This is a genomic window from Streptomyces sp. AC558_RSS880, from assembly GCF_019049255.1.
Taxonomy (GTDB): domain Bacteria; phylum Actinomycetota; class Actinomycetes; order Streptomycetales; family Streptomycetaceae; genus Streptomyces.
The window spans coordinates 129716-154221 of sequence record NZ_JAGMUJ010000072.1 but is presented as its reverse complement, the minus strand read 5'-3'; the positions used below and the strand labels follow the sequence as shown (position 1 = coordinate 154221).

The window sequence follows — 24506 nt, the reverse complement described above, 5'->3', positions numbered from 1 at the left end:
GCGGTCCGGCAGTTCGGCCGGAACCGTACGGTCCCCTCAGATGTAGGAGCGCATCCAGCGCAGCTTGGCCGCCTCCTGGAAGGGGCCCCCGCCCTCGTGGTCGTTGAAGTCGTACACCTCGATCGCCTTGTCGTCGTGCGCCCAGGCGTTGAAGGCCCCGAACACCGTCGAAGGCGGGCAGGTCTGGTCCTCCAGGGCCGCCGAGAACAGGGCGGGCGCGCTGCCGCGGGCGGCGAAGTGCACGCCGTCGAAGTAGGACAGCGTGCGCAGCGCGTCCTCGAAGCGGCCGCGGTGCGTCTTGAGGTAGGACCCGATCTCCCGGTACGGCTGCCGGTCGGTGAGCGTCGTCGCGCGCGGGAAGTCGCACAGGAAGGGCACGTCCGGCGCGATGCCGGCCAGGTCCGGGACCAGGCCGCCGACCGCGATGGTGATGCCCCCGCCCTGGCTGGCGCCGACGGCGACCGTGCGGCTCGCGTCGGTCAGCGGGTGCGACCGCGCCGCCTCCACCGCCCGTACGGCGTCCGTGAACACCCGGCGGTAGTAGTAGTTCTCGGGCGCGTCGATGCCGCGCGTCATGAAACCGGGGTACGCCGGAGCGCCGCCCACCGGGTCCGCCGTACCGCCGCCGGCGCCCCAGGCGCTGCCCTGGCCCCGGGTGTCCATCACGAAGTGGGCCCGGCCCGTGGACGCCCACAGCAGGTGCTCGTGCGGCAGCCCGCGGCCACCGCCGTAGCCGATGAACTCCACCACCAGCGGCAGCGGGGCGTCGGCGTCGGCGGGCAGCGTCAGCCAGCCCTTGACGGGGTGGCCGCCGAACCCGGCGAACGTCACGTCGAAGACCCGCACCGTGGACAGTCCCGTGTCGACCGGCTCGAAACGGGCGTCCAGGTCGTACGCGCGTGCCTCCTCGAGTGTCTTGGACCAGAACGCGTCGAAATCCTCGGGCGCGGTGGACGCGCTGCGGTACTCGCGCAGTTCGTCGAGGGGAAGGTCGAACAGGGCCATCAGGGACCGCCTTCGTGAAGAGACAGTGCGAAGCGATGACACCGTACGTGGATCATTGGCGCCATCGCCAGAGGCTTCGGGAAAAGTCCCAGGTGGTGGGCATGGAAAGCGATTGCTGTCGGGGCGTCTGCAGGAGACGGCCGACGTGCGGCGGGCGTCGGCTCGGACGCCGCGGCGCGTCCACTCCGGGCCGGTACCGGCCCAGGCCCGTTCCCACTCCGCCGGCCCCCGTGCCGATGCCGGTGCTGCCACACCGAGGCGTCGTCGGCCGGGGCGGTACATCGCGTCCACGGGAGTCGAACCACACGTGCACCACGTCGCCGGGGCGCGCGTTCGCCGGGGCGCGCGTTCGCCGGTACGCGGGCGACGGCGGTGCGCGGCCCCTCGCCCGGCTCCGTCCAGCGCACGTCCGCGCGGAACACATGCCGACCGCCGGCCCGGGCTACGGGCCGCACCTGCGTGGACCACTCCACGACCTCGGCGCGCACACGGTGGCGGCCGGCGCCGTCCACTCCTCGACGACGTCCGAGCGGCGGCACAGCGGACTGCGCCGGCGCCGGTACAGCACCCGCGTCCGCATCCCGGACCTCCCTGCCGTCACCACGGCCGGGGGCATGGACGGGGCCGTACGCGACGGCGGCCCCCGGCCCCCGGCGTCCCTCCGCGGCACGCGGCACGCGGCACCCACGGAACAGCCCCGGCCGGGAGCCCGGCCGGGGCTGTGCGAAACGGCGGGTGCCCCGCGGGGACGTCCCGGTCAGCCGAAGCGCTCGATCCGGATCCGCTCCACGGGTTGGCCGGCCGCCACGAGCAGCCTGGAGGCGTGCTCGGCAAAGGAGTTGGAGCCGCACACATAGGCCTCCCACCCACTGGGAGGCTGCTTGGCCAGGAGCGGCGCCACATGTGCGGCCGTCATACGTCCAACGGACACACCTTCCGGGGCGCTGCGCGTGAACACCCGAGTCGTCTCCGCGCCGAACTCCCGTGCGTAGATCAGCTCCTCGGGGCTGCGGGCCGACACCAGCAGGCGCAGCGGCAGCCTCATGTCCCGGGCCCGGTGGTGCCGCACCATCGACATCAGCGGGACCACTCCGGAGCCGGCGCCCACCAGCAGCGCGGGCCGGTCGCCCGGCCAGGCGAAGAAGCCGCTGAGCGGGCCGCGCACCTCGACCCGGTCACCGGGGCGGGCCACCGTGTGGAACCAGCCCGAGACCTCGCCGCCCTCGACATGGTCCAGGGTCAGCTCGATGTGCCCGGAGTCGTCCGGTGCCGACGCGATCGAGTAGTGGCGCTGGGCCACATAGCCGTCCTCGGCGGTCAGCCGCAGCAGCAGATGCTGACCGGGCACGTGCCCCGGCCAGCCGGGCACGGCGAACCGGAAGGTCGTCGCCCGCGGGGTCTCGTGGCGGATCCCGGTCAGGGTCGCCGTCCGCCACACGGACGCGGTCTGCTCGCTCACGCCGATCCGCCCGGGCACCGCGAACCGCGTCGGCGGAGCGAAGCGCTCCGGCGCGGCCGGTGCCGTCTGTGCCATCGGTGCCGTCTGTGTCATCGGTGTCGTCCGCTCAGTCACCGGAGTACCGCTGCTCCTCCCAGGGATTGCCGCGCGCGTGGTAACCGTTGCCCTCCCAGAAGCCCGGCTCGTCGTGGTCGAGGAGCCGCAGTCCCGCGATCCACTTGGCGCTCTTCCAGAAGTACAGGTGCGGCACGATCAGCCGTGCCGGGCCGCCGTGCTCGGGAGGCAGCGGCCGGCCGTCGTACTCCCAGGCGATCCAGGCCCGGCCGCCGGTCACATCCGCGAGCGGCAGGCTGGTGGTGTAACCGGTGTGCGCATACGCGACCACATGTGTGGCCGACTCATGGGGCCGGACCATATGGAGAAACGCGTCCAGCGAGACGCCGCCGAACCGCACCCCGAACTTCGACCAGCTCGTCACACAGTGGATGGCCCCCTCGTACGCCGAGGCCGGCAGCGCGTGCGCCTGCTCCCAGTCCCAGGTGCGGGGCTCCGCCACCAGCCCGTCGATCCGGAAGGTCCAGTCGGCGGGCGCGAGGTCGGGTGTGACCTCGGCGGACAGGACGGGCCATTCGTCGCCCGCGTCGTACTGACCCGGCGGCAGTCCGGGGTTGTGCACGCGAGGGCGGCCGGTGAAGCCTCGGGTGATGTTCACGTGATCGGCGATTCCGTTGCGACTGGTGCTCAAGTGTTTCCGTGTTCAACCGTACGCGGTGTCCGCGACCGATGCGGTGCCAGGCCGGTCACGGCCCCGCAGGCCGGTCCGCCCGGGAGCCGGACCACGCGGTGCGGCGCTCCGGTCACCCGGCGGTTCACCGTCGGCCGCCGCTCGTCTCCGGTGGGCAGCGTGTACGACATCCGGCTGCCCGAGCAGCGTGTACGCCACCGGCGCCGCCCGGGACGTGTACGTCCGGCCGCCTCCACCCGCGCACACCCCCTCCGCGTTCCCGGGTTCCCGAAGCACCGTACAGCGGCAGTGATCGTCGGGTACTGTGGCCGTCCGGCTGCGGACCGCCCCAGCCCGAGATCGCCGAGGAGGTGAGACCCATTACCGCTGTGTCAGGTCGGGTGCTCTCACCTCGAAGCGACGCGGGCCACCGGCAGTAGGTGACCGCGAGAGCGCCCTTCGGCTCCCGAAAGGCTCAGGCTCTTGCCGCACATGCCGTCCCCGTCACCCTCTCCCTCCGCCGTCCCGCCGTCCCCGTCCCGTGACGCCGTCGTGGCCGCGCTCCGCGCCGCCGGTTGCGTCTTCGCCGAGGACGAGGCCGAGTTGATCCTCTCTGCCGCGCCCACCCCCCAGGACATCGCCCCGATGGTCGAGCGCCGGGCGGCCGGAACGCCCCTCGAACTCGTCGTCGGCTGGGCCGAGTTCCACGGCCGGCGCATCACCGTGGAACCCGGTGTCTTCGTGCCCCGCCGCCGCACCGAGTTCCTCGTCGAACAGGCACTCGCCCAGGCTCCGGACGCGTCCGTCGTCGTGGACCTGTGCTGCGGCTCCGGCGCCGTCGGCGCGGCCCTGGCCGCCGGACTCGGCGCGGTCGAGCTGCACGCCGCCGACATCGACCCGGCCGCCGTGCGCTGCGCCCGCCGCAATGTCGCCGGGTTCGGCGGACAGGTCCACACCGGCGACCTGTTCGCGGCGCTCCCCGGCGACCTGCGGGGCCGCGTCGGCATCCTCGCGGCCAATGTGCCGTACGTGCCCAGCGACGAGATCGGTCTGCTGCCCCCGGAGGCCCGCGACCACGAGCCGCCGGCCGCGCTCGACGGCGGCGCGGACGGCCTCGACGTGCTGCGCAGGGTCGCCGCCGGGGCGCCCGGGTGGCTCGCGCCGGGCGGCTGCCTCCTGGTGGAGACCAGCAGCCGGCAGGCCCCCGCCGCCGTCGGCGCCTTCACCGCCGCCGGCCTGCGGACCCGCCTGGCCGCCTGCGACGAGCGGTACGCCCATGTCGTGATCGGGGTGAGGCCGTAGGACCGGTCAGGGGGCCGGGGTCGTCGCGCGGGCGATGAGCAGGGCCACGTCGTCGGCGTTGTCGGGTTCGTGCAGCGTGCGCAGGAGCAGGTCGCAGACCTCCTCCAGGGAGTCGCCAGGGTGGTCCAGCAGGGCCAGCAGCCGGTCCAGGCGTTCGTCCAGCGGATGCCGGCGCGTCTCGACGAGACCGTCGGTGTAGAGCACCAGCCGGTCGCCCGGTTCCAGCTCGACGGTGGTCGTGGAGAAGGCGACCCCGCCCACTCCCAGCGGTACCCCGGTGGGCAGGTCGAGCAGTTCGGGGGCGTGGCCCGCCCGCACCCGGGCCGGCGGCAGATGCCCGGCGTTGGCGATCGTGCACCGCCGCTCGCGGGGATCGTGGACGGCGTAGACACAGGTCGCGATCGCCTGGTCCAGACCGCCGGTGATCCGGTCCAGGTGCTCCAGGAGGACGGCCGGATCGAGGTCGAGGGAGGCGAGGGTGTGGGTCGCCGTGCGCAGTCGGCCCATGGTGGCCGCCGCGGGGATGCCGCTGCCCATCACGTCCCCCACGACGAGGGCCGTCTTGCCGTCCTCCAGCGGGATCACGTCGAACCAGTCGCCGCCGACCTCGCTGGTGGCGCCCGCCGGCTGGTAACGGGAGGCGACCTCGAGGCCCCCCGTCACGGGCGGATGGCTCGGCAGCAGACTGCGCTGCAGGGTGAGGGCGGTGTCGCGGGTGTTCTGGTACCAGCGGGCGTTGTCGATCTGCACGGCCGCGCGGGAGGCCAGCTCCCGCGCGAGCAGCAGGTCGTCCTCGTCGAACGGACGGGGGCTGCGCGTACGGATGAGGTCGAGGGCGCCCAGCACCTCCCCGCGCGCGATCAGCGGCACGGCCAGGTACGAGTGGACACCCGCCTGCGCCAGTTGCGCGGCCGCCTCCGGGGAACGGGCGATCCGCGCCAGGTCCTCGTCCTTCACCTGCGGCACCATCACCGGCAGCCCGGTGCGCACGCACTCGGTGATCAGCCGGTCCGGCGCGTACCGGGTCACGCGGCCGGGCGGGTCGGCCGCCGCCAGGATCTCGGCCGCGTCCACCGCGCGCACCGCCAGCGCCCGGATCACCGCGGGCTCGGTGGGGCCGAGGGTGCTGCGGCGGCCCCGTACCACCGCGTCCAGCAGGTCCACCGCCGCCGCGTCGGCCAGCTCCGGCACGGCCACGTCGGCGAGCTCACCGGCCGTGCGGTCCAGCTCCAGGGTGGTGCCGATCCGGGCGGTGGCGTCGGCGATCACGGCGAGCCGCCGCCGCGCGGTCTCGGCCTCGGCGTTCGCCCGGTACCGCTCGGTGACGTCCACCACCGACACGGCCACGCCCAGCACCGTGCCGAGCGCGTTCTCCAGGCGGTACAGCGAGACCGTCCAGGTGTGGTCCTCGTCCGGATCGGCCGGGGTCCGGCCGGTCGTGGCCCGGTCGATGACGGGCCGGCCGGTCTCCAGGACCTGGCGCGCGGAGGTCTCGAACACCTCGGTGTCCACCAGCGGCAGCACTTCCCGGACCGTGCGGCCCAGGTGCTCCTCGGCCGGCACGCCGTTGATCTGTTCCAGCGCCGGGTTCACCGAGACGTAGCGCAGATCGGTGTCCAGCACGGCCAGCCCGAGGGGGGACTGGGCGACGATCCGGGTGGACAGGGCCACGTCCCGCTCCAGCCGGCGCACGGTCGACCGGTCCACCGCCAGACCGAGGGCGTACACGTTCCCCCGGTCGTCCAGCAGCCGCATGTTGCGGAACTCCACCAACCGGGTGTCGCCGTCCTTGCGCCGGATCGGGAAGGCCCCGGCCCAGCTCCGTCCGGTGCGCATGACGTCGGCGAAGAGCTTCACCACGAGGTCCAGATGCTGCTCGTGCACCATGATCCGGGCGGCGTACTGGCCCAGAGCCTCCCGGGCGTCGTACCCGAACAGCTCCTCGGCCTGAGGGCTCCACAGCACGATCCGCCCCTCGGTGTCCAGGACCACCGAGGCCACCCGCAGCACGTCGAGCAGCCCGCTGGGACGTACCGGCCCGTGCACCGGCCCGTCACCGTCGGCCGGGGGTGACCCCGCTGTACTCATCGCACGCCCCGCCTTCGCCTGATTCCCACGGCACGTCTTCACCGTGCCGACACCCCTTGTTCTACCGCGCGCGGGGCTGATTCTCCGCCGCTCCTGCCGTCCGGTTCCAGCTTCCCCCACCATCGGGGCGGGCGCCCCGCGAAGTCGGCACCGCGGCGGCGCGCGGGTAGTGCTCTTCGGCGGGTGGTGCTTTGCTGAGTGAGGGGCGGGGACGGCGTGGCCACGAGAGGAGCGATCACGATGGGCAGTGAGCGACCGCACCCGGAATCCGTCTCGGTCGAGATCAGCGGATGCAGCAAGGACGACGCCCGGATCGTGTTCGACACGCTGTGCGCGTGCTTCACGTCCGACCGGTGCTCCGACGACGTGCCGGAGGAGTTCTCCGAGACCCGCCCGACGGTCTGGCTCGGCACCTTCGACGTCGCCGACGCGCACGAGGGCGCCCGGCCCGGGGCCCGGCTGGCCGCGTCGGTCGACGCCGACGCGCACGGCGGCTACTGGGCGATCGACCGGTTCCGTACCACCCTGGGCTCCCTGTTCACGGTGCACGACCTGAGCACGGTCCCCGGCGACCAGGAGGAGGAGCTGCACGTACGCCTCGAAAGCCGGTGACGCTCCTGGTCCCGTGTGCCCTCCGTCTCTTATGCAACTAGTTGCATAAGGCGGTGCGCGTGCCTTACAACTACAGGCACGACACCGCGCACGGAGGGCCCGATGAGCCGTTACCCCCACCTGTTGACCCCACTCGACCTGGGCTTCACCACCCTGCCCAACCGGGTCCTCATGGGCTCCATGCACGTGGGCCTGGAGGAGGCCGAGAGCGGCTTCTCCCGCATGGCCGAGTTCTACGCCGCCCGCGCCCGCGGCGGGGTCGGCCTCATCGTCACCGGCGGCATCGCCCCCAACGACGAGGGGCGGCCCTACGAGGGCGGCGCGAAGCTCACCACCGAGGCCGAGGCGCAGCAGCACCGGACCGTCACCGACGCGGTGCACCGCGAGGGCGGACGCATCGCGATGCAGATCCTGCACTTCGGCCGGTACGCCTACCACCGGGACCTGGTCGCCCCCAGCCCCGTGCAGGCGCCGATCAGCCCCTTCCCGCCCCGCGAGCTCACCGACGCCGAGGTCGAGCGCACCGTCGACGACTACGCCCGCGCCGCGCGCCTCGCCCGGCGGGCCGGCTACGACGGCGTCGAGATCATGGGCTCCGAGGGCTACCTGATCAACGAGTTCACCGCGACACAGACCAACTACCGCACCGACCGCTGGGGCGGCTCGTACGAGAACCGCATGCGCTTCCCCGTCGAGATCGTCCGCCGGGTGCGCGAGGCGGTCGGCGAGGACTTCATTCTCATCTACCGGCTCTCCATGCTCGACCTGGTGCCCGGCGGCTCCACCCTGGACGAGGTGATCACCCTGGCCAGGGCCGTCGAGGAGGCCGGCGCCACGATCATCAACACCGGCATCGGCTGGCACGAGGCCCGCATCCCCACCATCGCCACCTCCGTGCCGCGCGGCGCCTACACCTGGGTCACCAAGCGCCTCATGGGCGAGGTGTCGGTGCCGCTGGTCACCACCAACCGCATCAACACCCCCGAGCTCGCCGAGCAGTTGCTCGCCGAGGGCTGCGCGGACATGGTGTCCATGGCCCGCCCGATGCTCGCCGACCCCGACTTCGTCGCCAAGGCCGCGGACGGCCGGCCCGAGGCGATCAACACCTGCATCGGCTGCAACCAGGCCTGCCTCGACCACACCTTCAGCGGGCAGATCACCTCCTGCCTGGTCAACCCGCGCGCCTGCCACGAGACCGAGCTGGTGCTCTCCCCGACCCGCCGCCGCAAGCGCGTCGCCGTCGTCGGCGCAGGACCGGCCGGCCTCGCCTGCGCGGTGAGCGCCGCCGAACGCGGCCACGACGTCACCCTGTTCGACGCCGCGAGCGAGATCGGCGGCCAGCTCAACGTGGCCCGCAAGGTTCCCGGCAAGCAGGAGTTCGACGAGACCCTGCGCTACTTCCGCACCCGCCTCGCCGAACTGGCCGTCGACGTACGCCTGGACACGCGCGTCACCGCCGACGCCGTGGCCGGCCACGACGAGGTCGTCGTCGCCACCGGCGTCACCCCGCGCGTCCCCGACATCCCCGGCATCGACCACCCGAGCGTCCTCGGCTACCTCGACGTCCTCCGCGACGGCGCTCCCGTCGGCGACCGGGTCGCGGTCCTCGGCGCGGGCGGCATCGGCTTCGACGTCGCCGAGTTCCTCACCGACGGCGGCGACAAGGCGCACGAGAACCCCGAGACGTACTTCCGCCAGTGGGGCGTCGACCTCGACTACCGCGCCCCCGGCGGCCTCGCCGCACCCGAGCGCACCGCCCCGCCGCGCACCGTCCACCTGCTGCAGCGCAAGACGTCCAAGGTCGGCGCCGGCCTCGGCAAGACCACCGGCTGGATCCACCGCACCGAACTCAAGCACCGCGGCGTCACCATGGTCCCGGGCGTGCGCTACGACCGGATCGACGACGCCGGACTGCACGTCACCATCGACGGCGAGAGCACCGTCCTGGAGGTCGACACCGTCGTCCTGTGCACCGGTCAGGAACCGCGCCGCGACCTCTACGAGGAACTGGTCGCCGCCGGCCGCGCCGTCCACCTGATCGGCGGCGCCGACGTGGCCGCCGAACTGGACGCCAAGCGCGCCATCAAGCAGGGCACCGAGCTGGCGGCGGCGCTGTAGGCCGGGCGCGGCCCGTCCCTAGGATGAGCCCATGTCACTCCCGCACGCGATCCTCACCGCCCTGCTCGAGAAGCCGTCGTCGGGGCTGGAGCTGACCCGCCGGTTCGACCGGTCGATCGGCTACTTCTGGTCCGCGACGCACCAGCAGATCTATCGCGAGCTGGGAAAACTGGAGGCCGAGGGCCTGATCAGGGCCCTTCCCGCCGAGCAGCCGGCCCGGGGGCAGAAGAAGGCGTACGAGGTCCTGCCGGCGGGGCGCGCGGAACTGGCCCGCTGGACCTCCGCGTCCCAGGACCCCAAGCCGCACCGCGACGTGATGCTGCTGCGGCTGAGGGCGGCGGCCGTGGTGGGCACCGCGGGCCTGGCGGCCGACCTGCGGCGCCACCGGGAGCTGCACGAGCGGCAGTTGGCGGAGTACCGGGAGATCGAGCAGCGCGACTTCCCGCCCGGCAAGGACGGGCCGGAGGACCGGCTGCGGCATCTGGTGCTGCGGGCCGGCATCGACCTGGAGACCTTCTGGACCCAGTGGCTCGACCACGCGCTGGCGGAGTTCGCCCGGCTGCCGGACGCCGGCGCACCCGAGGGCCCGGGCGCGCGGGAGGCGTGACACCGTGCCGGGTCGACGCCGGCCGCCCGCCCGGAGCGCGTCGGACGTGACGGCGGCCGGCGCCGGGTCTAGAAGTGGCGCGGGGTGCTGCGGCGGCGCAGGTACCAGGCCGTGGCGGCGATCCCCATGCCGACCAGTGTGCTGCCCGCCACCAGCGTGACCGTGCCGTAGTCCGTCGAGCCGCCGCCGATACCGCCCATCACCCCGCGGGACGGCGAGGCCGTGGGCGACGCCGACGGGCTGGGAGCCGTGGAGACGACGACGGACTGCGTGCCCGCGGTGGTGCCGTTCGAGCACACCACGATCACCGTGTACGTGCCCGGACCGACGTTGGACCAGGCGGCGGACTGTCCCGAACCGCTCCCCGACAGCGCCACCTGACGGCCCTGCGAGAAGCTCGTCTGGCCGCTGCTGAGCAGCGAGGCGGTGCCCCAGTGGCCGTTGACCTGGGTGCACGCACTGGTGCTCACCGAGACCGTCGAGCCGGTGGTGCTGACGGAGATCCCGGCCGCGGCGGCCGGCCCGGCCAGGCCCAGCGCGAGTGCGGCGGCAGCCGCGACCGGGCCGGAGCGGAGCAGTGGCTTCGAGTTGCGCATGTCGGCTGCTTTCCGGCGGCACGGCCGGCGGTACATCCCTTGCGCCGCCGAGGTCGGGGAGCGCCCGTGCTGCCACGAGGCAAGCCAACGGGCCGCCGGACCGGCGCGCACTCCGGCGGCATCCGGGCAGGTGACGGCTTCCTCCGGGCGGCCGACCCGGGGGCCGGGTCAGCGCCCGGTGCCCGTCGTCACCGTGCGCTCGGCCGAGAAGCCGCCCCAGGTCCCGTCCGGCAGCATCGCCCGGATCCGCACCCGGTGGGCGACCCCGGCCTCCCGGCCGGCGTAGAAGCGGTACGTCGCCCGGTCGCGCGGTGCGTCACCGCCGTAGACGAGCGAGGTGGCGACACGGCCGTCCAGGCGCACCTCGTACTCGGTGATCACCCCGTCGACGCGCGGCGGCACCCAGTGCAGGACGATGTGGTAGGCGCCGTCGGACCGCTCGCTCGTGGCCCGGAAACCGGTGGGGGCGCCGGCCGGGCCGTCCGCGCTGCCCGCGGTGGTGAGGCGGACGGTGGCGCCGGCCGGGGAGAGGTTGTCGGCCGCGTCCCGGGCCCGGACCGTGAAGGAGTAGCGGGTGCCCGGCCGCAGCCCCGTCACCACGGTGGCCGTCTGGTTCCCGCCCACACTGTGGATCTTCGTTCCGCCCTGATAGACGTTGTACGACACCACACCTCGGTCGTCCTCCGAGGCGGACCACGACAACTGGGCCGCCCGGCTGCCGGCGGTCCGGCCGCGAAGCTCCGCCGGACGGGTGGGAGCGGTGTCGTCGGCCGTGGCCGCCCCGGGTGTCGTCGCCCGGACCTCCCGGCTGCGCGGCCCGAGCCGCCCGTCCGCGTCCCGGGCCCGCACCGTGAACACATAGGTGGTCGCGGGCCGGAGCCTGGTGATGTCCACCATGTGCTCGGCACCGGGCACTTCTTTCACCTTTGTGGTGCCCCGGTACACCTCGTAGTGGCTCACCTCGGCGTCGGCGGCGGCGACCGCGTTCCACATGACATGCACGCTGGTGGCACTGCCCGCCTCGGCCGTGACACCGGTCGGTGCTCCGGGTGGCCGTCCACCACCGCCGTCGTCGTGCGCTCCTCCCCATCGGCAGGAGGCGAGCAGCAGGAGGATCCCGCCGAGCGCGAGAAGGCGACGCGGGGACACGGCTGGGGGAACGCCACGCACGACTCTGCCTCCCGGAGCGGCACAGGGGAACGCTCGGACAATGGTCCGTACCAATATGACCAGGCTGACGCGGTCACATCAAGAGGACGAGGGGTGGGGAAGTGTGCGCGCGCGTTACGTATGCTGATGTCCGAACGGGTCGAACCACCCTTCGGTGGAAGGGAGTTCGGGTCCGTGGCGCGGACCGCTGTCGTCGCAGATCCCGCGCCGGCGCGGGTGGCCGGACGGCCCGGGTCGACCGGACTCGGGCCCCGGCCCCTTGTCGTGGTCACTGGTGCGATCGTGCACCGTCCGGCCCTGTCGGGGCCGCCGCGTCACCATATCGGGGCGAAATGGTGCAAAGTGCCCGTGAGTGCGCGCCCGTGACCCCGACGAGAGGCCCCCTTGATCGTGTCCCGTGTCCAGTCGCTCACCCTGGCCATGGCCGGTGTCGCCCTGCTGGCCCCCTCGGCTCCCCCCACCACCGTGCCCCAGCCCCGTACCGAACCGGCCGTACGGCGCACGGCCCCGGCGCCCGCCGCCGGAGTGCCGGCCGAGGCGCGTACCGAACCGGCCGTACGGCGTACGCCCTCCGTCTCCGCCACCGATGTGCCGGCCGAGGCGCCTACCGAACCGCCCGTACGGCGCACGGCCCCCGTCTCCGCCGCCGACCTGCTGGCCAAGGTGCGCACCTGCGCCCCCGTCTCCCACGGCCGCTACCGCGAGGACCACGGCGCCAAGGCCACCGTCCCGGTGTGCGGCACCCGCGACGCCGTGTTCTGGAAGGCCGACATGGACATCGACTGCGACGGCCGCCCCGGCCCCCGCTGCAACGCCCGCACCGACCCGTACTTCTTGGCGTCCACGGCCTTCGCCCAGTCCGACGGCCGTCCGCTGAGCTCCGAGGAGACCCCCTACGTGGTGGTGCCCGCGCCCAGCGCCGTGTGGAACCACCGGTCCCACGGCGTGCGCGGCGGATCGGTCGTGGCGGTGGTGTACCGCGACCGCGTGCGGTACGCGGTCGTCGGCGACACCGGCCCCGCCGACATCATCGGCGAGGCGTCCTACGCCACGGCCGAGTCGCTCGGCATCGACCCCGACCCGCGCGCCGGCGGCACACCCTCCGGCGTCACCTACATCGTGTTCCGGGACAGCCGGGTGACCCCCATCGAGGACCACACGGCCGCGGTGACGGCAGGGGAGCGGCTGGCCCGGCGGTTCGTCGACGCCGACGACTGAACCGGCCGGGCGACACCACCGCCCTCCTCACACCTTCCGGTACGTGTACGCCTCGACGGCCGCCGCCTCCACCGCCGCCAGGTCCGCCCCCGTGGAGGCCGTGACCACCGCGGCCACCGCGCCCTCCACGAACGGCGCGTCCACCAGCCTGGTCCGCTCGGGGAGTTCGTCGCCCTCGGCGAGCAGCGCCTTCACGGTGAGCACCGCGCTGCCCAGATCGGTCAGCACGGCCACCCCCGCCCCGCGGTCGACGGACGCGGCCGCCGCGGCGATCAGTTCGGCGCTCGTGCCGATCCCACCGCCCTCGGTGCCGCCCGCCGGTGCGACGGGAACCGCCCCGCCGGCGCCCGCCAGACCCTTCGCCAGCTCCGCCACCGACGCGGCCACCGCCGCGCTGTGCGACACCAGCACGATCCCCACCAGCTTCTCGTCACTCACCGTCGGCCTCCGCGTCCGCCTCGGCCGTCACGAGCCCGGCGATCAGCAGCGCCGCCGACGTGGCCCCCGGATCCTGGTGCCCGATGCTGCGCTCACCCAGATAACTGGCCCTGCCCTTGCGCGCCCGCAGCGGCGTCGTCGCCACGGCACCCGCCTCGGCGGCGTCGCGCGCGGCGGCGAAGGAGTCACCGAGGGCGTCCACCGCGGGCACCAGCGCGTCGATCATCGTCTTGTCGCCCGGTGCGGCACCACCGAGCTGCCGCACCGCGTCCACCCCGGCGCGCAGCGCCTCGGCCAGCTGCCGCCCGTCCACCTCGGCGGCGTCGCCGAGCGCCTTGCCGGTGCGGCGCAGCAGCGTTCCGTACAGCGGACCGGACGCGCCGCCCACGGTCGAGATGAGCAGCCGCCCGGCCTGGACCAGCACCGCCCCGGGAGTGGCGGGCGGCTCCTTGTCCAGCGCGTCCCTCACCGCCCGGAACCCGCGCTGGAGGTTGCTGCCGTGATCGGCGTCCCCGATCGGCGAGTCGAGCGCGGTGAGCCGCGCCGCCTCGCGGTCCACGGACGCGGCGGCGGCCGTCATCCAACGGCGGAAGAAGTCGGCGTCGAGCACGGGAACTCCTTGCGTGGTAGGTATTCCTGAACCAAAGAACCGGTGTCCCTCACATGCCCCAGCGCAGTCCCGGAGTCCGCACCGGCGCGTCCCACAGCCGCAGCAGCTCCTCGTCGATCTGGCACAGGGTGACCGAGGCGCCCGCCATGTCGAGGGAGGTGACGTAGTTGCCGACCAGGACCCGGGCCACGGGGACCCCGCGTTCGCCGAGCACCCGCTGCACCTCGGCGTTGAACCCGTACAGCTCCAGCAGCGGGGTGGCGCCCATGCCGTTGACCAGGACCAGGACGGGGTTGCGCGGCGTGAGGTCCTGCAGGATCGCGTCGAGGGCGACCTCGGCGATCTCGCCGGACGTCATCATCGGCCGCCGTTCCCGGCCGGGCTCGCCGTGGATGCCGATGCCCAACTCCAGTTCACCGGAGGGCAGATCGAAGGTGGGAGTGCCCTTGGCCGGCGTGGTGCAGGCGCTCAGCGCCACACCGAAGCTGCGGGAGTTCTCGTTCACCTGCCGGGCGACGGCCTCCACCCGCTCCAGCGGTTGGCCCTCGTCCGCCGCCGCGCCCGCGATCTTCTCCACGAACAGGGTCGCGCCCGTGCCCCGCCGGCCGGCCGTGTACAGGCTGTCGGTCACCGCCACATCATCGTCGACCAGCACCTTCGCGACCTGGATGCCCTCGTCCTCGGCCAGTTCGGCGGCCATGTCGAAGTTGAGCACGTCACCGGTGTAGTTCTTCACGATGAACAGCACCCCGGCCCCGCTGTCCACGGCCGCCGCGGCGCGCACCATCTGATCGGGCACCGGTGAGGTGAACACCTCACCGGGACAGGCCGCCGACAGCATCCCCGGCCCCACGAACCCACCGTGCAGCGGTTCGTGCCCCGACCCCCCGCCGGACACCAGGCCCACCTTCCCGGCCACGGGCGCGTCCTTACGCACGATCACCCGGTTCTCCACGTCCACCGCCAGCTCGGGATGGGCCGCGGCCATCCCCCGCAACGCGTCCGCGACCACGCTCTCCGGGACGTTGATGAGCATCCTCATGGGTACCTCCTGGGAAGGTTGGCAGGTAGGGATTCGACCTGTGTTTTCGCTGCTCAGAACAAGTATGGATAGTTTTCGATCCTGGCGGTCCGCGGCGGCCCGAAGCGGGTTCCAGCGGTACTGACGCTGACGTGGCGCCGACTTTGGTGACGGTCCGTCAGCTCGGTCGGATGGTCGGGTGGGATGTGGAGGGAGTGCCGCTGTCGGCAGTATCGGCCTTGCGGCGGCGAAGGTCACGCGCGAGAACGTCCCGGGCGCGCCCTGGTCCCTGCACACATCAAGGAGCGGTTCTCGGCGCCCGCTCCTGACCGGTTCCCTCGTCTCCGTGTTGCCGGTCGGCCTGTTCACGGAGGGTGCCTGGCGTTCCGCGGGGTGTGAGGGGCGGGAGTGCGGTGGGACGCGTGTGATGAGCAGTTGTCCCGAGAGGCTGACGTCGAGCGGCGGCGGGCGCCCGTCCCGGGTTTCCCGGCACTCGTCCGCCGGTGGGCTGCCGGGAGGGCGTCGCTCCGATGCAGCCCCGGCGGGACGGTGAGGGCCGTCCGGCGCACGTGGTCGAGGCCCTGCTGGACGAGGGGCTCGTGCTCAATGCCGACATCATGGTCCCGGTGGCCGGGGTGGAACCGCTGGGCATCCGGCTGTGTGCGGCGCCGGCCTCGTTCGAGCCCGCCGCCCGTCACGGACCGGGGTTTCCCTCCGGCACGGACACGGAGACCGCCGCGTGGCGCCGGACCCGCGAGGAGGGCGAACCACCGCTCGAGGACCGTCCCGGCGCCGGACGTGGTGCCGAACAGCGGCTGACGGACTGGATCACCGACCAGGAACCCCACCTCACCGGCCGACTCGAAGAACTGGTCGGCCGGTGCGAACCGCGCGTGGAGATCACCGTGGAACGCCCGGCCGCCACGGCCGGTGCCCCGGCACAGGGAACCCGCGAGGCGAACTCCGACGGCCGCTCACCAGGAATCCTCAGGTCGCCGGCCGGACAGCGCGAGCAGCAGGCCCGTGACGCGGCCGGGGAACTCGCCGCCATGCCGCACGCCCGGATCCGGCGCCGTCCGCTGTCGGTCGCGGAGGAGTCCGACTCGCCGCTCCAGGCTCTGCGGACCGTCCGCAGCCGGCTCGCCCCGGCCGCCATCTGCGACGCTGGTGAGGAGTGATGATCCGCCTCCCGGCATCGGCGCCCCTGGTCGGCCAAGGGCGCATCGGCGGAGGTCTCGAGGGTCTGGAAGTCCGGCCCGCGGGCGGGAAGTCACCGTCGTCCCAGTTCTGTCAGGAGCATCGCCAGTGAGATGCCGGGGCGCCCGAGCGCCTCGCTGTATCGCTGCAGGACGTCGTTCTCACGGGCGAGTTCGATCGTCGGCCTTCCGGCGGCCCGGCGTCGAGTGGTCAGCTGTGTACAGATGTCGGTACGCCGACGGACCAGTTCGATGATGGCCGCGTCCAGCTCCGCGATATGCGTGTGCAGGCCTTCGGCGAGGCCGTCCGTGGCCCTGGGCATGCGGAAGTGCCTTCCCGTGCGAGGTCGATGAGAGTGGCTGCTCCGCCATGCCGGCGGCGGATGGCGCGCCGAGGGGATCAGCGACGTCCGGTCACCAGCAGCGTGGGATGAATCAGGTAGTAGCCCGGCTCGTCGACCACGTACTCAGGACGTCCGGGGGTCAGCAGGACCTCGGCCCGTGCGATGTCCTCCTTCGTCATCCCCGCGTCCTTTCCCCGCGTCCGGGCGCCCGCCAGCAGTTGAGGCCACACGACCTTCTCCAGGTAGGGACGGACCGTCGGGTCCGCGTCCGCGGGGAAACCGATCCGGGGCAGGACGTGGAGCCGCACGTCGTGCAGGCCGGCCGCGGTCATCCAGTGCACGTGCCGCGCGTAGTGCTCCGGGCCGTCGGCGGGGATTCCCCAGTCCAGCTCCGAGGCGGTGAGGAGCTGCCGCTCCAGGCGGGCGTGGCCGGGGAGGAACGTCGAGCTGTAGTAGTTGCTCGTGAAGAGCGCGAGTACGCCGTCCGGTGACAAGGCTCCGGCCAGCCGCGCGACCGCCGTTGCGGGATCCTCGACATTCCCCGGCCAGATGACGTCGCTCGCCCAGATCGCGTCGAAACGGTCCTCCCCGGAGATCCTTGCGGCGACCTGGAGCAGGTCCGCGGTCTCGGTGTGCACCTGACCGAGGACGCCTTCCTCTTCCGCGTGCCGGAGGGCCAGCGCGAGCGCGCTCTCGTTGCGGTCCACGCCCAGGACCCGTGCCTGTGCACCGGCGGCACGTGCGAGGGCGACCAGGCCGCCGCCCGCGCCCGTGCCCACATCGAGGATGCGGTGACGGCCTTTCAGGTCGAGCAGGCCGACGGCCTGCTCGACGACCGGCGCCATGAACGCCCGGTTGGTCCTCAGGTACGTGATCAGTCCTGCCTCGTCGACATTCGCCATGACCGGCAGCCTAGTTGGGAATCGTTTTCATGTACAACCTTATTGAGAACGATTATTGTTTCCATATGATGTGGCGTGGGGCGCCACGGTTACGTGCCGAGCCCGTGCCCGGCACCCTGCCTCCTCTCTCCGCAAGCAAGGACGTACTGTGAGTAACATTCCCCGTCGCGCCTTCCTCGGGTTCGGTGCCCTGACCGCCGCAGGCATCTCCGGGTTGCTGACCGCCTGCTCCTCATCCTCGGACGGTGGTGGCGACGACGTGGGTGCGACGTTGCGCGCGGCCTTCACCGGAGGCGGGTCGAGCGAGACGTTGAACTACTTCGTCGGCCCGACCGCCCTCGACTTCGTCCGGGCACGGCTCGTCCACGCCCCTCTCGGGGCCATCGACGCGGAGCAGCCGGACGGCGTCAGCTACGGGATCCTGGAGTCGATCGAGATCAGTGACGATCTCACGTCGTACACTCTGCGGCTGCGTGACTCCGTCACCTTCACCGACGGATCTCCGGTGACCGCCTCCGACCTGCTCCACTCGCTGCGCGCGCCCGACGAGTTGGAGGGCCTGCCGTTCACCCGCCTCGTCGGGCGCAACTTCGACCTCGCCTCCGCCCGCAAGCTCGACCGGCGCACCCTTCGCCTGCCCACCGCGCAGCCGATCGCGGACGGACGCCTCCTGCTGTGCCAGAGCATGCTGGTCATCAAGGACGGCACCACCGAGTTCACCCCGAAGACGCCGTCCTGCGGACCGTTCGTGATCGAGGCGTTCGAGCCCGGGCAGCAGACGGTGCTGCGCCGCAACCCCGACTACTTCGGCGACGATGTGCACCTGGAAGAGATCCACCTGCTGTCCATAGGCGACGCCGAGGCGAGAGTGAACGCGCTTCGGGAGGGACAGGCCGACTTCGTCAGCGGAGTCTCGCCCTTCAGCGCGCGAGACCTGGCGAAGACCCGCGGTCTCACCGTGAGCACCGGTGAGCCGCCGTACGTGTCGAACCTGCGGTTCGAGATGAACCTGTCGCACGCGCCGTTCAAGGACGAGCGCGTGCGCAGGGCGTTCCGCCTCGCGGTCGACCGCCAGGCCATCGTGGACACGGTGTACTTCGGCCGCGCCGAGATCGGCAACGACGTCCCGGCGCTCGGCTTCCCCAGCTATGACACGGGCCTGGAACAGCGGTCCTACGACCCCGATGAGGCGAAGGCGCTGCTGCGCGAGGCCGGTCACGACGGGATGTCGATCAAACTGACCGCCGGTCCCGAACTGCCCGGCATGGTCGAGACGGCCACGCTGATCGTGGAGAACCTCCGGGCCGTCGGGGTGAAGGCGAGCCTGGACGAACTGCCGGCCGGGCAGCTCTTCGCCGACTACGAGGCCTACCAGCGCCTCCCGTTCGCCGCCGGGTACAACCCGCCGGCGCCCTTCGAGGCCAATCACACCCCCGGAACCTTCCCCGACATCGACAAACTGGTGGCCACCGCTCGCAGCGCGCCGGCCGAGGGCGACCGGGAGGCGGCCTCGCACAAGGCGCAGGGCCTGTTGTGGGAGAAGGGCAACGAGATCATTCCGGTTTTCGTCCCCACCGTGAACGCCCACACCGACAAGGTGAGCGGTGTGCGATCGCTTCAGTTCCCGGACCTCTCGGCAGCCGAACTCGCTTCGGCGTGATCGCGTGATCCGGTTCGGGCTGGCCCGCGGCGTGACGGCCGTCGCGATGATGCTGCTGCTGTCGGCGGTGCTCTTCTTCTCGACCGAGGCGTTGCCCGGGGACGCGGCAGGGGTCGTCGCCGGCGCGGACGCCACCGAGAGCGAACGGGCGGAGATCCGGGCACGCCTGGGTCTGGACGAGCCGGCCGTGACGCGCTACGTGACGTGGCTGGGCGACGCGCTGACCGGTGACCTCGGCCGCTCCTCGGCCGCCGGCAGGCCGGTGGCCGAGGTGCTCGCCTCGCGGTTCGGCAATTCGGTGGTGCTGGTCGGCCTCGCGGTGGCCGGCATCGCCGTGCTCGCCACGACGTTCGGGCTGGTCGCCGGGCTCCGGGCCGGCCGTCTCGGGGACCGGCTGCTGTCGTCGATGACGGTGACGCTGATCGCGCTGCCGGAGTTCCTCCTGGCCACCGGGCTGGTCGTGGTGCTGGCCCACCAGGGCGGGCTGTTTCCGGCGGTGTCGATGTTCCCGCCGGGGGATTCCCCCTGGCAGCATCCGGACATGCTGGTGCTGCCCGTGGCCGGCCTGGTCCTGGGGGGCCTCGGGGTGGCGACTCGCCTGGTCCGCGCCGCTGTGGTCAGCGTTGCCGAGAGCCCCGCGATCGAGCAGGCCCGGCTGGACGGGGAGTCGGGGGTGCGGTTGGCATGGTCCTATGTGCTGCCGGCGGCCGCCGCTCCCGGTGTCCAAGGGCTGGCCGTGATGGCGGCGGGGCTGCTCGGCGGCAGTCTCGTCGTCGAGACGCTGTTCAACTACCCGGGTGTGGGCAGCGAGCTGACCCGTGCCGTCACCTATCGGGACGTCGCGATGGTGCAGGGGCTCGGGCTGGCCCTGGCGGGGGCCGCGCTGCTGATCCTGTTCGTGGGTGATCTGCTGGCCGGACTGCTGAACGTCCGGTCCCGCCCCGTGTCGTGGCGTCGGGCCGAACGGGGTGCGCCATGACACGCACGCTCCTCAGACGGCTGTTGACGGCGGCTCTGCTCCTGACGACGGTGGTCGCCCTGGCCGGGCCGTGGCTGCCGCTGCCCTCACCGACCGAACGGGTGGGTGTTCCTTTCGAACCGGCGAGCTGGTCGAGGCCCTTCGGTACCGACGTGCTGGGGCGCGACGCGCTGGCCAGGACGGCGCACGGCGGGCGGACTCTCGTCCTCCAGGCGTTGGCGGCGACCGCGCTGGGCAGCATCGTCGGGCTGGCCGTCGGTACCTGTGCGGGCCTGGCCCGGGGCGGCCCCCTCAAAGGCGTGCTGCGCGTCGTGGACGGACTGGCGGCCGTGCCTCCGCTCCTGATCACGCTGCTGATCGCGGCGGGCAGGCCGGGCAGCGACTTCGCCGTACTCGTGGCCGCCACCCTGGTGAGCCTGCCGTTCTCCGTGCGTGTCATCGGCGCGGCCACCGCCCGGCTGGCGGATCTGTCTTACGTACGCACCGCGCTGGCACGGGGGGACAGCAGGTTCGCGGTCATCCGCCACGACATCCTGCCGAACATCGCCTCCGAAGCGTGGGCCGAGGCCGGCCTCCGTTTCATCGCCGCCACGCAGCTCTGTGCGACAGCCGGCTTCCTGGGCCTCGGCGCACCGGCGCCGGCCGCCAACTGGGGCCGGTTGGTCCGGGAGAACGCGATGGGCGCGGGAGCCCAGCCGTGGCCGGTGCTGGCTCCGGCTCTGCTGCTGGTCGTTCTCGCGCTCGGGACGACCCTGGCCGCGGACCGCCTCACGTCTCCCGTCAGGCGACCACGAAACGAACGGAACGCCGCGCCATGAACCTGGTGGAGGTTGCGAGCCTGAGCCTGTCGTCCGCCGGGCGGAGGGTGCTCTCCGACTGCTCGCTGACGATACGGCCCGGCGAGCGGGTCGGCCTGGTCGGCCGGTCGGGGTCGGGCAAGACGGCACTGGCACACGCCCTGCTGGGCTACACGAGGCAGGGGCTGGCACGCGTCGGCGGGACGGTCCGGGTCGCGGGCCACGACCCGTTCTCGCCCGCCGGCGCACGGCGGGTGCGTGGGCGACTGGCCGCATACCTGCCGCAGGACTGCGCCAGCGCGCTGCCCGCCGAGCACCGGGTCGGATGGGTCCTGGACCGTGCGGCCCGCCGGTCCGGAGTGGCACGTGCGGAGCTCGCGTCCTTCCGCGGGGACGCACTCGAACAGATGGGACTGCCCGCGGACTTGGCGCGAGCCTTCCCCCACCAGATCTCCGGAGGCCAGGCCCAACGAGTGGCCCTGGCCTCGGCTCTGGCCGCCGGCGCGGAGCTGATCGTCCTGGACGAGCCGACGAGCGGCCTCGACCCGAGCACGACGGAGGACCTGATCCACCTCCTGCGCACAACCGTCGGCCATGCCGCCATGCTGGTGGTGAGTCATGACATGGACGTGGTCGACCGTCTCACCCACCGTCGGGTCGCCATGACCCACGGCAGACTCACCGATGCCGACGTCCCCCACCGCGGTGCCGCCGTGGGCCCGAGCGTCCCTCGGCGACCGGTCGAGGAGACACCCGACGCGCGTGCCGTGGAGGAGAGGGCATGCGTGCTGAGGGCAGAGGGCGTCCGAGGAGGGCCGGGCGCGGAACACGTCTTGAGGGATGTGAACCTGACACTGGACGCCGGCGAGTGCGTGGCCGTCATGGGCGCCTCCGGAGCGGGCAAGACCACGCTGGCCCGGGCGTTGGCGGGCACGCTGGAACCGAGCGGCGGCCGCCTCTGGTTGAACGGCACGCCCCAACCGTGGCCTGTCGCCCGCAGATCGGCAGCCGACCGGCTCTCGGTGGCCCATGTGGACCAGGACAGCCGTGCCGCGCTCAACCCACGCGAGACCGTGGGCAAGGCCCTGGAGAGAGCCCGTCGCGCAGCCGTCCGCGGTGGTCTCGTCCCGCCCCCGGTCGCGGAGCTCCTCAGGGCGGTCTCCCTTCCCCGGAGCGCGGCGGGCCGCCGCCCGGGCGAGCTGAGCGGAGGGGAACGTCAGCGGGCGAACCTCGCGCGGGCCGTCGCTGCCGGGCCGCGCGTGCTGCTGTGCGACGAAGTGACCGCATCCCTCGACGGCGCCACCGAGCGGGAAGTACTCGGCATGCTGGCGACACTGCGAGAGGAACGGGGGCTCGCCGTGCTCCTCATCACGCACAGCGGGGCCGTCGCCGCCACGGCGGACCGATGCCTCGCGTTGGTGGACGGCACCCTCACGCCTCCGGCCAGGCACCTGCGTCCACCGAGGTGATCAGGGTGTCTCCGGGGGCTGAGCCGTACCGGGGCGCCGGCGGACGTGGGAAGCGGCTCTCGGTCCGGACCGGACCGAGAGCCGGGCGTACGGGGAGAAGGCGCGCGGCGTGGCGTCGGCTGTCACCTCCGCTCCACCGCGCCGCTCGCCCCGGAGCAGGTCACCCCTCGTGCAGCGTGATGGCCCCTGCGGGACACCGGTCCACCGCGTCGCGGACGGCGTCCGACTCCGCAGGCGAGGGAGAGGGTGTCCGGAGCACGACGAGCCCGTCGTGCCGATCCTGGTCGAACACGTCCTCGGCGGACAGCACGCACTGTCCGGCACCTACGCAGAGATCACGGTCGACGGATATGCGCACCGGGCCTCCTCTCCGCCCGTCCGGACACCGCCGGACGGGACATCGTCGGACCGAGCACCGTCGGACCGGGCAGCTCGGCGGGCGCCATCAGGCCTGCCCGTCCTCACGTCGTGCCATCCCCCGCAGCGCGTTCTTGTCCGTCTTCCCCACAGGGGTCAGGGGCATCCGCTCGATCACCTTCACCCGGTCCGGTGCCTTGTAGGCGGCCAGACCGCGTTCACGGAGGAAGGAAGCCAGTTCTCGGGTGCCGGGCGCCGGGCCCGCGCACACGACGAACGCCACGGAGCGTTCGCCGAGTTCGGGATCCGGCGCGGCCACGAGTGCCGCGGAGTCGATGCCGGGGTGGGCGAGCAGGTGCTCCTCGACCTCGGTGGCGTCGATCTTCTCGCCACCTCGGTTGATCTGCTCCTTGACGCGGCCGACCACGCTGAGGTGTCCGGTGGGGAGCCGCCGGACGAGATCGCCGGTGCGGTAGAAGCCGTCCTCGGTGAAGTGTGTCCGCGCCAGTTCGGGGGAGCGGTAGTACCCGCGCAGTGTGTACGGGCCTCGCGTCAGCAGTTCGCCGACGTGGCCGTCGGGTACGGCCGCGCCGTCCTGATCGACGACGAGGATCTCGTCCGCCGGTGAGACCGGGCGGCCCTGGGTGGAGCAGACGATGTCGTCCGGGTCGTCGAGGGCGGTCAGGTTGAGCAGGCCCTCCGCCATTCCGAACACCTGCTGCAGCCGGCATCCGAGCGTCGGCCCGATGCGGCGCGCGAGGTCGTCGGCCAGTCGCGCGGCACCGACCTGCAGGACGGCGAGGCTGGAGAGGTCGCGACGGCCGTCCTCGAACTCGCGCAGCCAGTAAGGCACCAGCGGCGGGTTGACGGCGGTGATGGTGACCCTCTCGCGCTCGATCAGCTCGAGAGCGGTGCCGGGGCTGGGACTGGGGGAGAGCACCACGGTCCCGCCGGCCTGCAGTGTGCCCAGGACACCGGGGCAGCTCATCGTGAAGTTGAAGGCGATCGGCAGGACGGCGAGGTAGACCGAGTCCGCGTCGAGCCGACACACCTCGGCCGCGGCCCGCGCGTTGTAGGCGTAGTCCTGATGCGTCCGCGGGATGAGCTTGGGCGTGCCGGTGGTGCCTCCGGACAGCAGGAGCAGCGCCAGGTCCCCGGGAGCGACGGGCGGCTCCGGGGGTGTGACGGCGGGCGCCTGCGGATCGAGCAACGTCTCGTAGGGGACGAAGCCGGTGTGGCCTCCCGTGTCACCGACGACGATCGTGTGCCGCAGCGACGGATGGTCGGCGCCCAGGTCCGCGGCCAACGAACGGTGGTCGAAGCGGGCATGCCGGTCGGGGATCACGTAGGCGACCGCCTCGGTGATCCGGGCGAGGTGGGCGATCTCGTGGCGACGGTGTCCGGGCAGGGCATGGACCGGCACGGCGCCGAGCCGCTGCAGGGCGAACCACAGCAGCACGAACTCCGCGCGGTTGGGCAGCTGCACGATGACCCGGTCGCCCCGGCGCAGTCCGAGACGGTGCAGGGACCGGTGCAGGACCTCGACGTCGGCCTCGAGCGCCGAGTAGGTCCAGCGGCGGTCGCCGTCGACCAGGGCCACGGCCTGCGGGCACGCCGACGCCTGCCGGGCCGGGAGGTCGCCGAAGACCTCGTCCCGCCAATGGCCGGCGTCACGGTAGCGCTGCGCGGCCTCGGGTGGCCAGCCGGGCCAGTCCGGTGTGCCGGCCAGTGCTCCGTGGACCGAAGTCGTGCCCATATGTCCTCCAAGGTACGGAAGTTGCGGCTGGTGCAAACGTCAACAAGCGTCTAGGCTAGGCTAAGTGAATATGATTGT

Annotated in this window: 23 protein-coding genes; 10 read left to right on the top strand and 13 right to left on the bottom strand. The window is 72.7% G+C overall.

What is annotated here, in order from left to right; translation table 11 throughout:
* Nucleotides 1-36: 36 nt before the first annotated feature.
* From KUM38_RS23245 to KUM38_RS23235, 3 genes are all read right to left on the bottom strand, one after another.
* Nucleotides 37-1005: an acetylxylan esterase gene (locus KUM38_RS23245; protein WP_217131356.1), complete on the bottom strand. Its 969-nt coding sequence runs from the start codon at nt 1003-1005 to the stop codon at nt 37-39.
* Nucleotides 1006-1762: 757 nt separating this feature from the next.
* A complete protein-coding gene (locus KUM38_RS23240) occupies nt 1763-2539 on the bottom strand; it encodes a ferredoxin reductase (RefSeq protein WP_217131355.1) in 777 nt (258 codons plus the stop codon).
* A gap of 31 nt (nt 2540-2570) precedes the next feature.
* Entirely contained in the window at nt 2571-3176 is a 606-nt protein-coding gene (locus KUM38_RS23235; protein WP_217131354.1) for a sulfite oxidase-like oxidoreductase, read from the bottom strand.
* A gap of 504 nt (nt 3177-3680) precedes the next feature.
* Here KUM38_RS23235 and KUM38_RS23230 point away from each other — a divergent pair.
* Entirely contained in the window at nt 3681-4490 is an 810-nt protein-coding gene (locus KUM38_RS23230) for a putative protein N(5)-glutamine methyltransferase (RefSeq protein WP_217131353.1), read from the top strand.
* A 6-nt stretch (nt 4491-4496) separates the two neighbouring features.
* Here KUM38_RS23230 and KUM38_RS23225 read toward each other — a convergent pair whose 3' ends face one another.
* Nucleotides 4497-6578 (bottom strand): SpoIIE family protein phosphatase, encoded by a 2082-nt coding sequence (locus tag KUM38_RS23225; protein WP_217131352.1) that lies wholly within the window; start codon nt 6576-6578, stop codon nt 4497-4499.
* 240 nt (nt 6579-6818) lie between these two features.
* Here KUM38_RS23225 and KUM38_RS23220 point away from each other — a divergent pair, with 240 nt between their 5' ends.
* The 3 genes from KUM38_RS23220 to KUM38_RS23210 all read left to right on the top strand — a co-directional run bounded on the left by KUM38_RS23220 (nt 6819) and on the right by KUM38_RS23210 (nt 9915).
* Complete coding sequence (locus tag KUM38_RS23220; RefSeq protein ID WP_217131351.1) at nt 6819-7190, top strand: hypothetical protein; 372 nt, start codon at nt 6819-6821, stop codon at nt 7188-7190.
* 102 nt (nt 7191-7292) lie between these two features.
* Nucleotides 7293-9308, top strand: coding sequence for an NADPH-dependent 2,4-dienoyl-CoA reductase (locus KUM38_RS23215; RefSeq protein WP_217131350.1), 2016 nt, complete (start codon nt 7293-7295; stop codon nt 9306-9308).
* A 31-nt stretch (nt 9309-9339) separates the two neighbouring features.
* Nucleotides 9340-9915, top strand: a complete 576-nt coding sequence (locus tag KUM38_RS23210) for a PadR family transcriptional regulator (protein WP_217131349.1) — start codon at nt 9340-9342, stop codon at nt 9913-9915.
* Between the two features lie 68 nt (nt 9916-9983).
* Here KUM38_RS23210 and KUM38_RS23205 read toward each other — a convergent pair whose 3' ends face one another.
* Together KUM38_RS23205 and KUM38_RS23200 are read right to left on the bottom strand one after the other, a co-directional pair.
* Complete coding sequence (locus KUM38_RS23205; protein WP_217131348.1) at nt 9984-10511, bottom strand: hypothetical protein; 528 nt, start codon at nt 10509-10511, stop codon at nt 9984-9986.
* Between the two features lie 168 nt (nt 10512-10679).
* Nucleotides 10680-11681 (bottom strand): fibronectin type III domain-containing protein, encoded by a 1002-nt coding sequence (locus KUM38_RS23200; RefSeq protein WP_217131347.1) that lies wholly within the window; start codon nt 11679-11681, stop codon nt 10680-10682.
* Nucleotides 11682-12071: 390 nt separating this feature from the next.
* On the opposite strand from KUM38_RS23200, the gene KUM38_RS23195 reads away from it, so the two are divergent.
* The gene (locus tag KUM38_RS23195) at nt 12072-12899 is read left to right on the top strand and encodes a glycoside hydrolase family 75 protein (RefSeq protein ID WP_308409025.1); all 828 of its coding nucleotides are present in this window, start codon (nt 12072-12074) and stop codon (nt 12897-12899) included.
* A 27-nt stretch (nt 12900-12926) separates the two neighbouring features.
* Here the strand turns inward: KUM38_RS23195 and KUM38_RS23190 are convergent, their stop codons facing one another.
* The 3 genes from KUM38_RS23190 to dhaK are packed head-to-tail and all read right to left on the bottom strand — an operon-like array spanning nt 12927 to nt 14989.
* A complete protein-coding gene (locus KUM38_RS23190; RefSeq protein WP_217131346.1) occupies nt 12927-13337 on the bottom strand; it encodes a PTS-dependent dihydroxyacetone kinase phosphotransferase subunit DhaM in 411 nt (136 codons plus the stop codon).
* On the bottom strand, nt 13330-13947 hold the full coding sequence (gene dhaL, locus KUM38_RS23185; RefSeq protein WP_217131345.1) for a dihydroxyacetone kinase subunit DhaL: 618 nt from the start codon (nt 13945-13947) through the stop codon (nt 13330-13332). The genes KUM38_RS23190 and dhaL overlap by 8 nt, the downstream gene beginning before the upstream one ends.
* Nucleotides 13948-13996: 49 nt before the next feature.
* Nucleotides 13997-14989 carry a dihydroxyacetone kinase subunit DhaK gene (gene dhaK / locus KUM38_RS23180; protein WP_217131344.1) on the bottom strand — a complete coding sequence of 331 codons (993 nt, stop codon included), beginning with the start codon at nt 14987-14989 and terminating at the stop codon, nt 13997-13999.
* A 509-nt stretch (nt 14990-15498) separates the two neighbouring features.
* Between dhaK and KUM38_RS42975 the strand changes: the two genes are divergently transcribed.
* The gene (locus KUM38_RS42975; RefSeq protein WP_302181257.1) at nt 15499-16146 is read left to right on the top strand and encodes a gas vesicle protein; all 648 of its coding nucleotides are present in this window, start codon (nt 15499-15501) and stop codon (nt 16144-16146) included.
* 92 nt (nt 16147-16238) lie between these two features.
* Here the strand turns inward: KUM38_RS42975 and KUM38_RS23170 are convergent, their stop codons facing one another.
* Nucleotides 16239-16487, bottom strand: a complete 249-nt coding sequence (locus KUM38_RS23170; RefSeq protein ID WP_217131343.1) for a chorismate mutase — start codon at nt 16485-16487, stop codon at nt 16239-16241.
* A gap of 77 nt (nt 16488-16564) precedes the next feature.
* Nucleotides 16565-17410, bottom strand: coding sequence for a cyclopropane-fatty-acyl-phospholipid synthase family protein (locus tag KUM38_RS23165; RefSeq protein ID WP_217131342.1), 846 nt, complete (start codon nt 17408-17410; stop codon nt 16565-16567).
* Between the two features lie 148 nt (nt 17411-17558).
* On the opposite strand from KUM38_RS23165, the gene KUM38_RS23160 reads away from it, so the two are divergent.
* The 4 genes from KUM38_RS23160 to KUM38_RS23145 are packed head-to-tail and all read left to right on the top strand — an operon-like array spanning nt 17559 to nt 22315.
* On the top strand, nt 17559-19070 hold the full coding sequence (locus KUM38_RS23160; protein WP_217131341.1) for an ABC transporter substrate-binding protein: 1512 nt from the start codon (nt 17559-17561) through the stop codon (nt 19068-19070).
* A 4-nt stretch (nt 19071-19074) separates the two neighbouring features.
* The gene (locus KUM38_RS23155; RefSeq protein ID WP_308409021.1) at nt 19075-20049 is read left to right on the top strand and encodes an ABC transporter permease; all 975 of its coding nucleotides are present in this window, start codon (nt 19075-19077) and stop codon (nt 20047-20049) included.
* Nucleotides 20046-20867 (top strand): ABC transporter permease, encoded by an 822-nt coding sequence (locus KUM38_RS23150; protein WP_217131340.1) that lies wholly within the window; start codon nt 20046-20048, stop codon nt 20865-20867. The genes KUM38_RS23155 and KUM38_RS23150 overlap by 4 nt, the downstream gene beginning before the upstream one ends.
* The gene (locus KUM38_RS23145) at nt 20864-22315 is read left to right on the top strand and encodes an ABC transporter ATP-binding protein (RefSeq protein WP_217131339.1); all 1452 of its coding nucleotides are present in this window, start codon (nt 20864-20866) and stop codon (nt 22313-22315) included. Before KUM38_RS23150 ends, KUM38_RS23145 begins: the two co-directional genes overlap by 4 nt.
* A 160-nt stretch (nt 22316-22475) precedes the next feature.
* On the opposite strand, the gene KUM38_RS23140 is transcribed toward KUM38_RS23145, so the two are convergent.
* Nucleotides 22476-22673, bottom strand: coding sequence for a ferredoxin (locus KUM38_RS23140; RefSeq protein ID WP_217131338.1), 198 nt, complete (start codon nt 22671-22673; stop codon nt 22476-22478).
* Nucleotides 22674-22760: 87 nt separating this feature from the next.
* The gene (locus KUM38_RS23135) at nt 22761-24428 is read right to left on the bottom strand and encodes a (2,3-dihydroxybenzoyl)adenylate synthase (RefSeq protein WP_217131337.1); all 1668 of its coding nucleotides are present in this window, start codon (nt 24426-24428) and stop codon (nt 22761-22763) included.
* Between the last annotated feature and the right edge of the window lie 78 nt (nt 24429-24506).

Bases quoted from the DNA above. Each gene is read 5' to 3' on its own strand.
- KUM38_RS23220 (WP_217131351.1), top strand. From the start codon at position 6,819: ATGGGCAGTGAGCGACCGCACCCGGAATCCGTCTCGGTCGAGATCAGC.
- KUM38_RS23245 (WP_217131356.1), bottom strand. From the start codon at position 1,005: ATGGCCCTGTTCGACCTTCCCCTCGACGAACTGCGCGAGTACCGCAGC.
- KUM38_RS23205 (WP_217131348.1), bottom strand. From the start codon at position 10,511: ATGCGCAACTCGAAGCCACTGCTCCGCTCCGGCCCGGTCGCGGCTGCC.
- KUM38_RS23210 (WP_217131349.1), top strand. From the start codon at position 9,340: ATGTCACTCCCGCACGCGATCCTCACCGCCCTGCTCGAGAAGCCGTCG.
- KUM38_RS23215 (WP_217131350.1), top strand. From the start codon at position 7,293: ATGAGCCGTTACCCCCACCTGTTGACCCCACTCGACCTGGGCTTCACC.
- KUM38_RS23150 (WP_217131340.1), top strand. From the start codon at position 20,046: ATGACACGCACGCTCCTCAGACGGCTGTTGACGGCGGCTCTGCTCCTG.
- KUM38_RS23135 (WP_217131337.1), bottom strand. From the start codon at position 24,428: ATGGGCACGACTTCGGTCCACGGAGCACTGGCCGGCACACCGGACTGG.
- KUM38_RS23165 (WP_217131342.1), bottom strand. From the start codon at position 17,410: ATGGCGAATGTCGACGAGGCAGGACTGATCACGTACCTGAGGACCAAC.
- KUM38_RS23230 (WP_217131353.1), top strand. From the start codon at position 3,681: ATGCCGTCCCCGTCACCCTCTCCCTCCGCCGTCCCGCCGTCCCCGTCC.
- KUM38_RS23170 (WP_217131343.1), bottom strand. From the start codon at position 16,487: ATGCCCAGGGCCACGGACGGCCTCGCCGAAGGCCTGCACACGCATATC.
- KUM38_RS23145 (WP_217131339.1), top strand. From the start codon at position 20,864: ATGAACCTGGTGGAGGTTGCGAGCCTGAGCCTGTCGTCCGCCGGGCGG.
- KUM38_RS42975 (WP_302181257.1), top strand. From the start codon at position 15,499: ATGCAGCCCCGGCGGGACGGTGAGGGCCGTCCGGCGCACGTGGTCGAG.
- KUM38_RS23240 (WP_217131355.1), bottom strand. From the start codon at position 2,539: ATGGCACAGACGGCACCGGCCGCGCCGGAGCGCTTCGCTCCGCCGACG.
- KUM38_RS23225 (WP_217131352.1), bottom strand. From the start codon at position 6,578: ATGAGTACAGCGGGGTCACCCCCGGCCGACGGTGACGGGCCGGTGCAC.
- dhaK (WP_217131344.1), bottom strand. From the start codon at position 14,989: ATGAGGATGCTCATCAACGTCCCGGAGAGCGTGGTCGCGGACGCGTTG.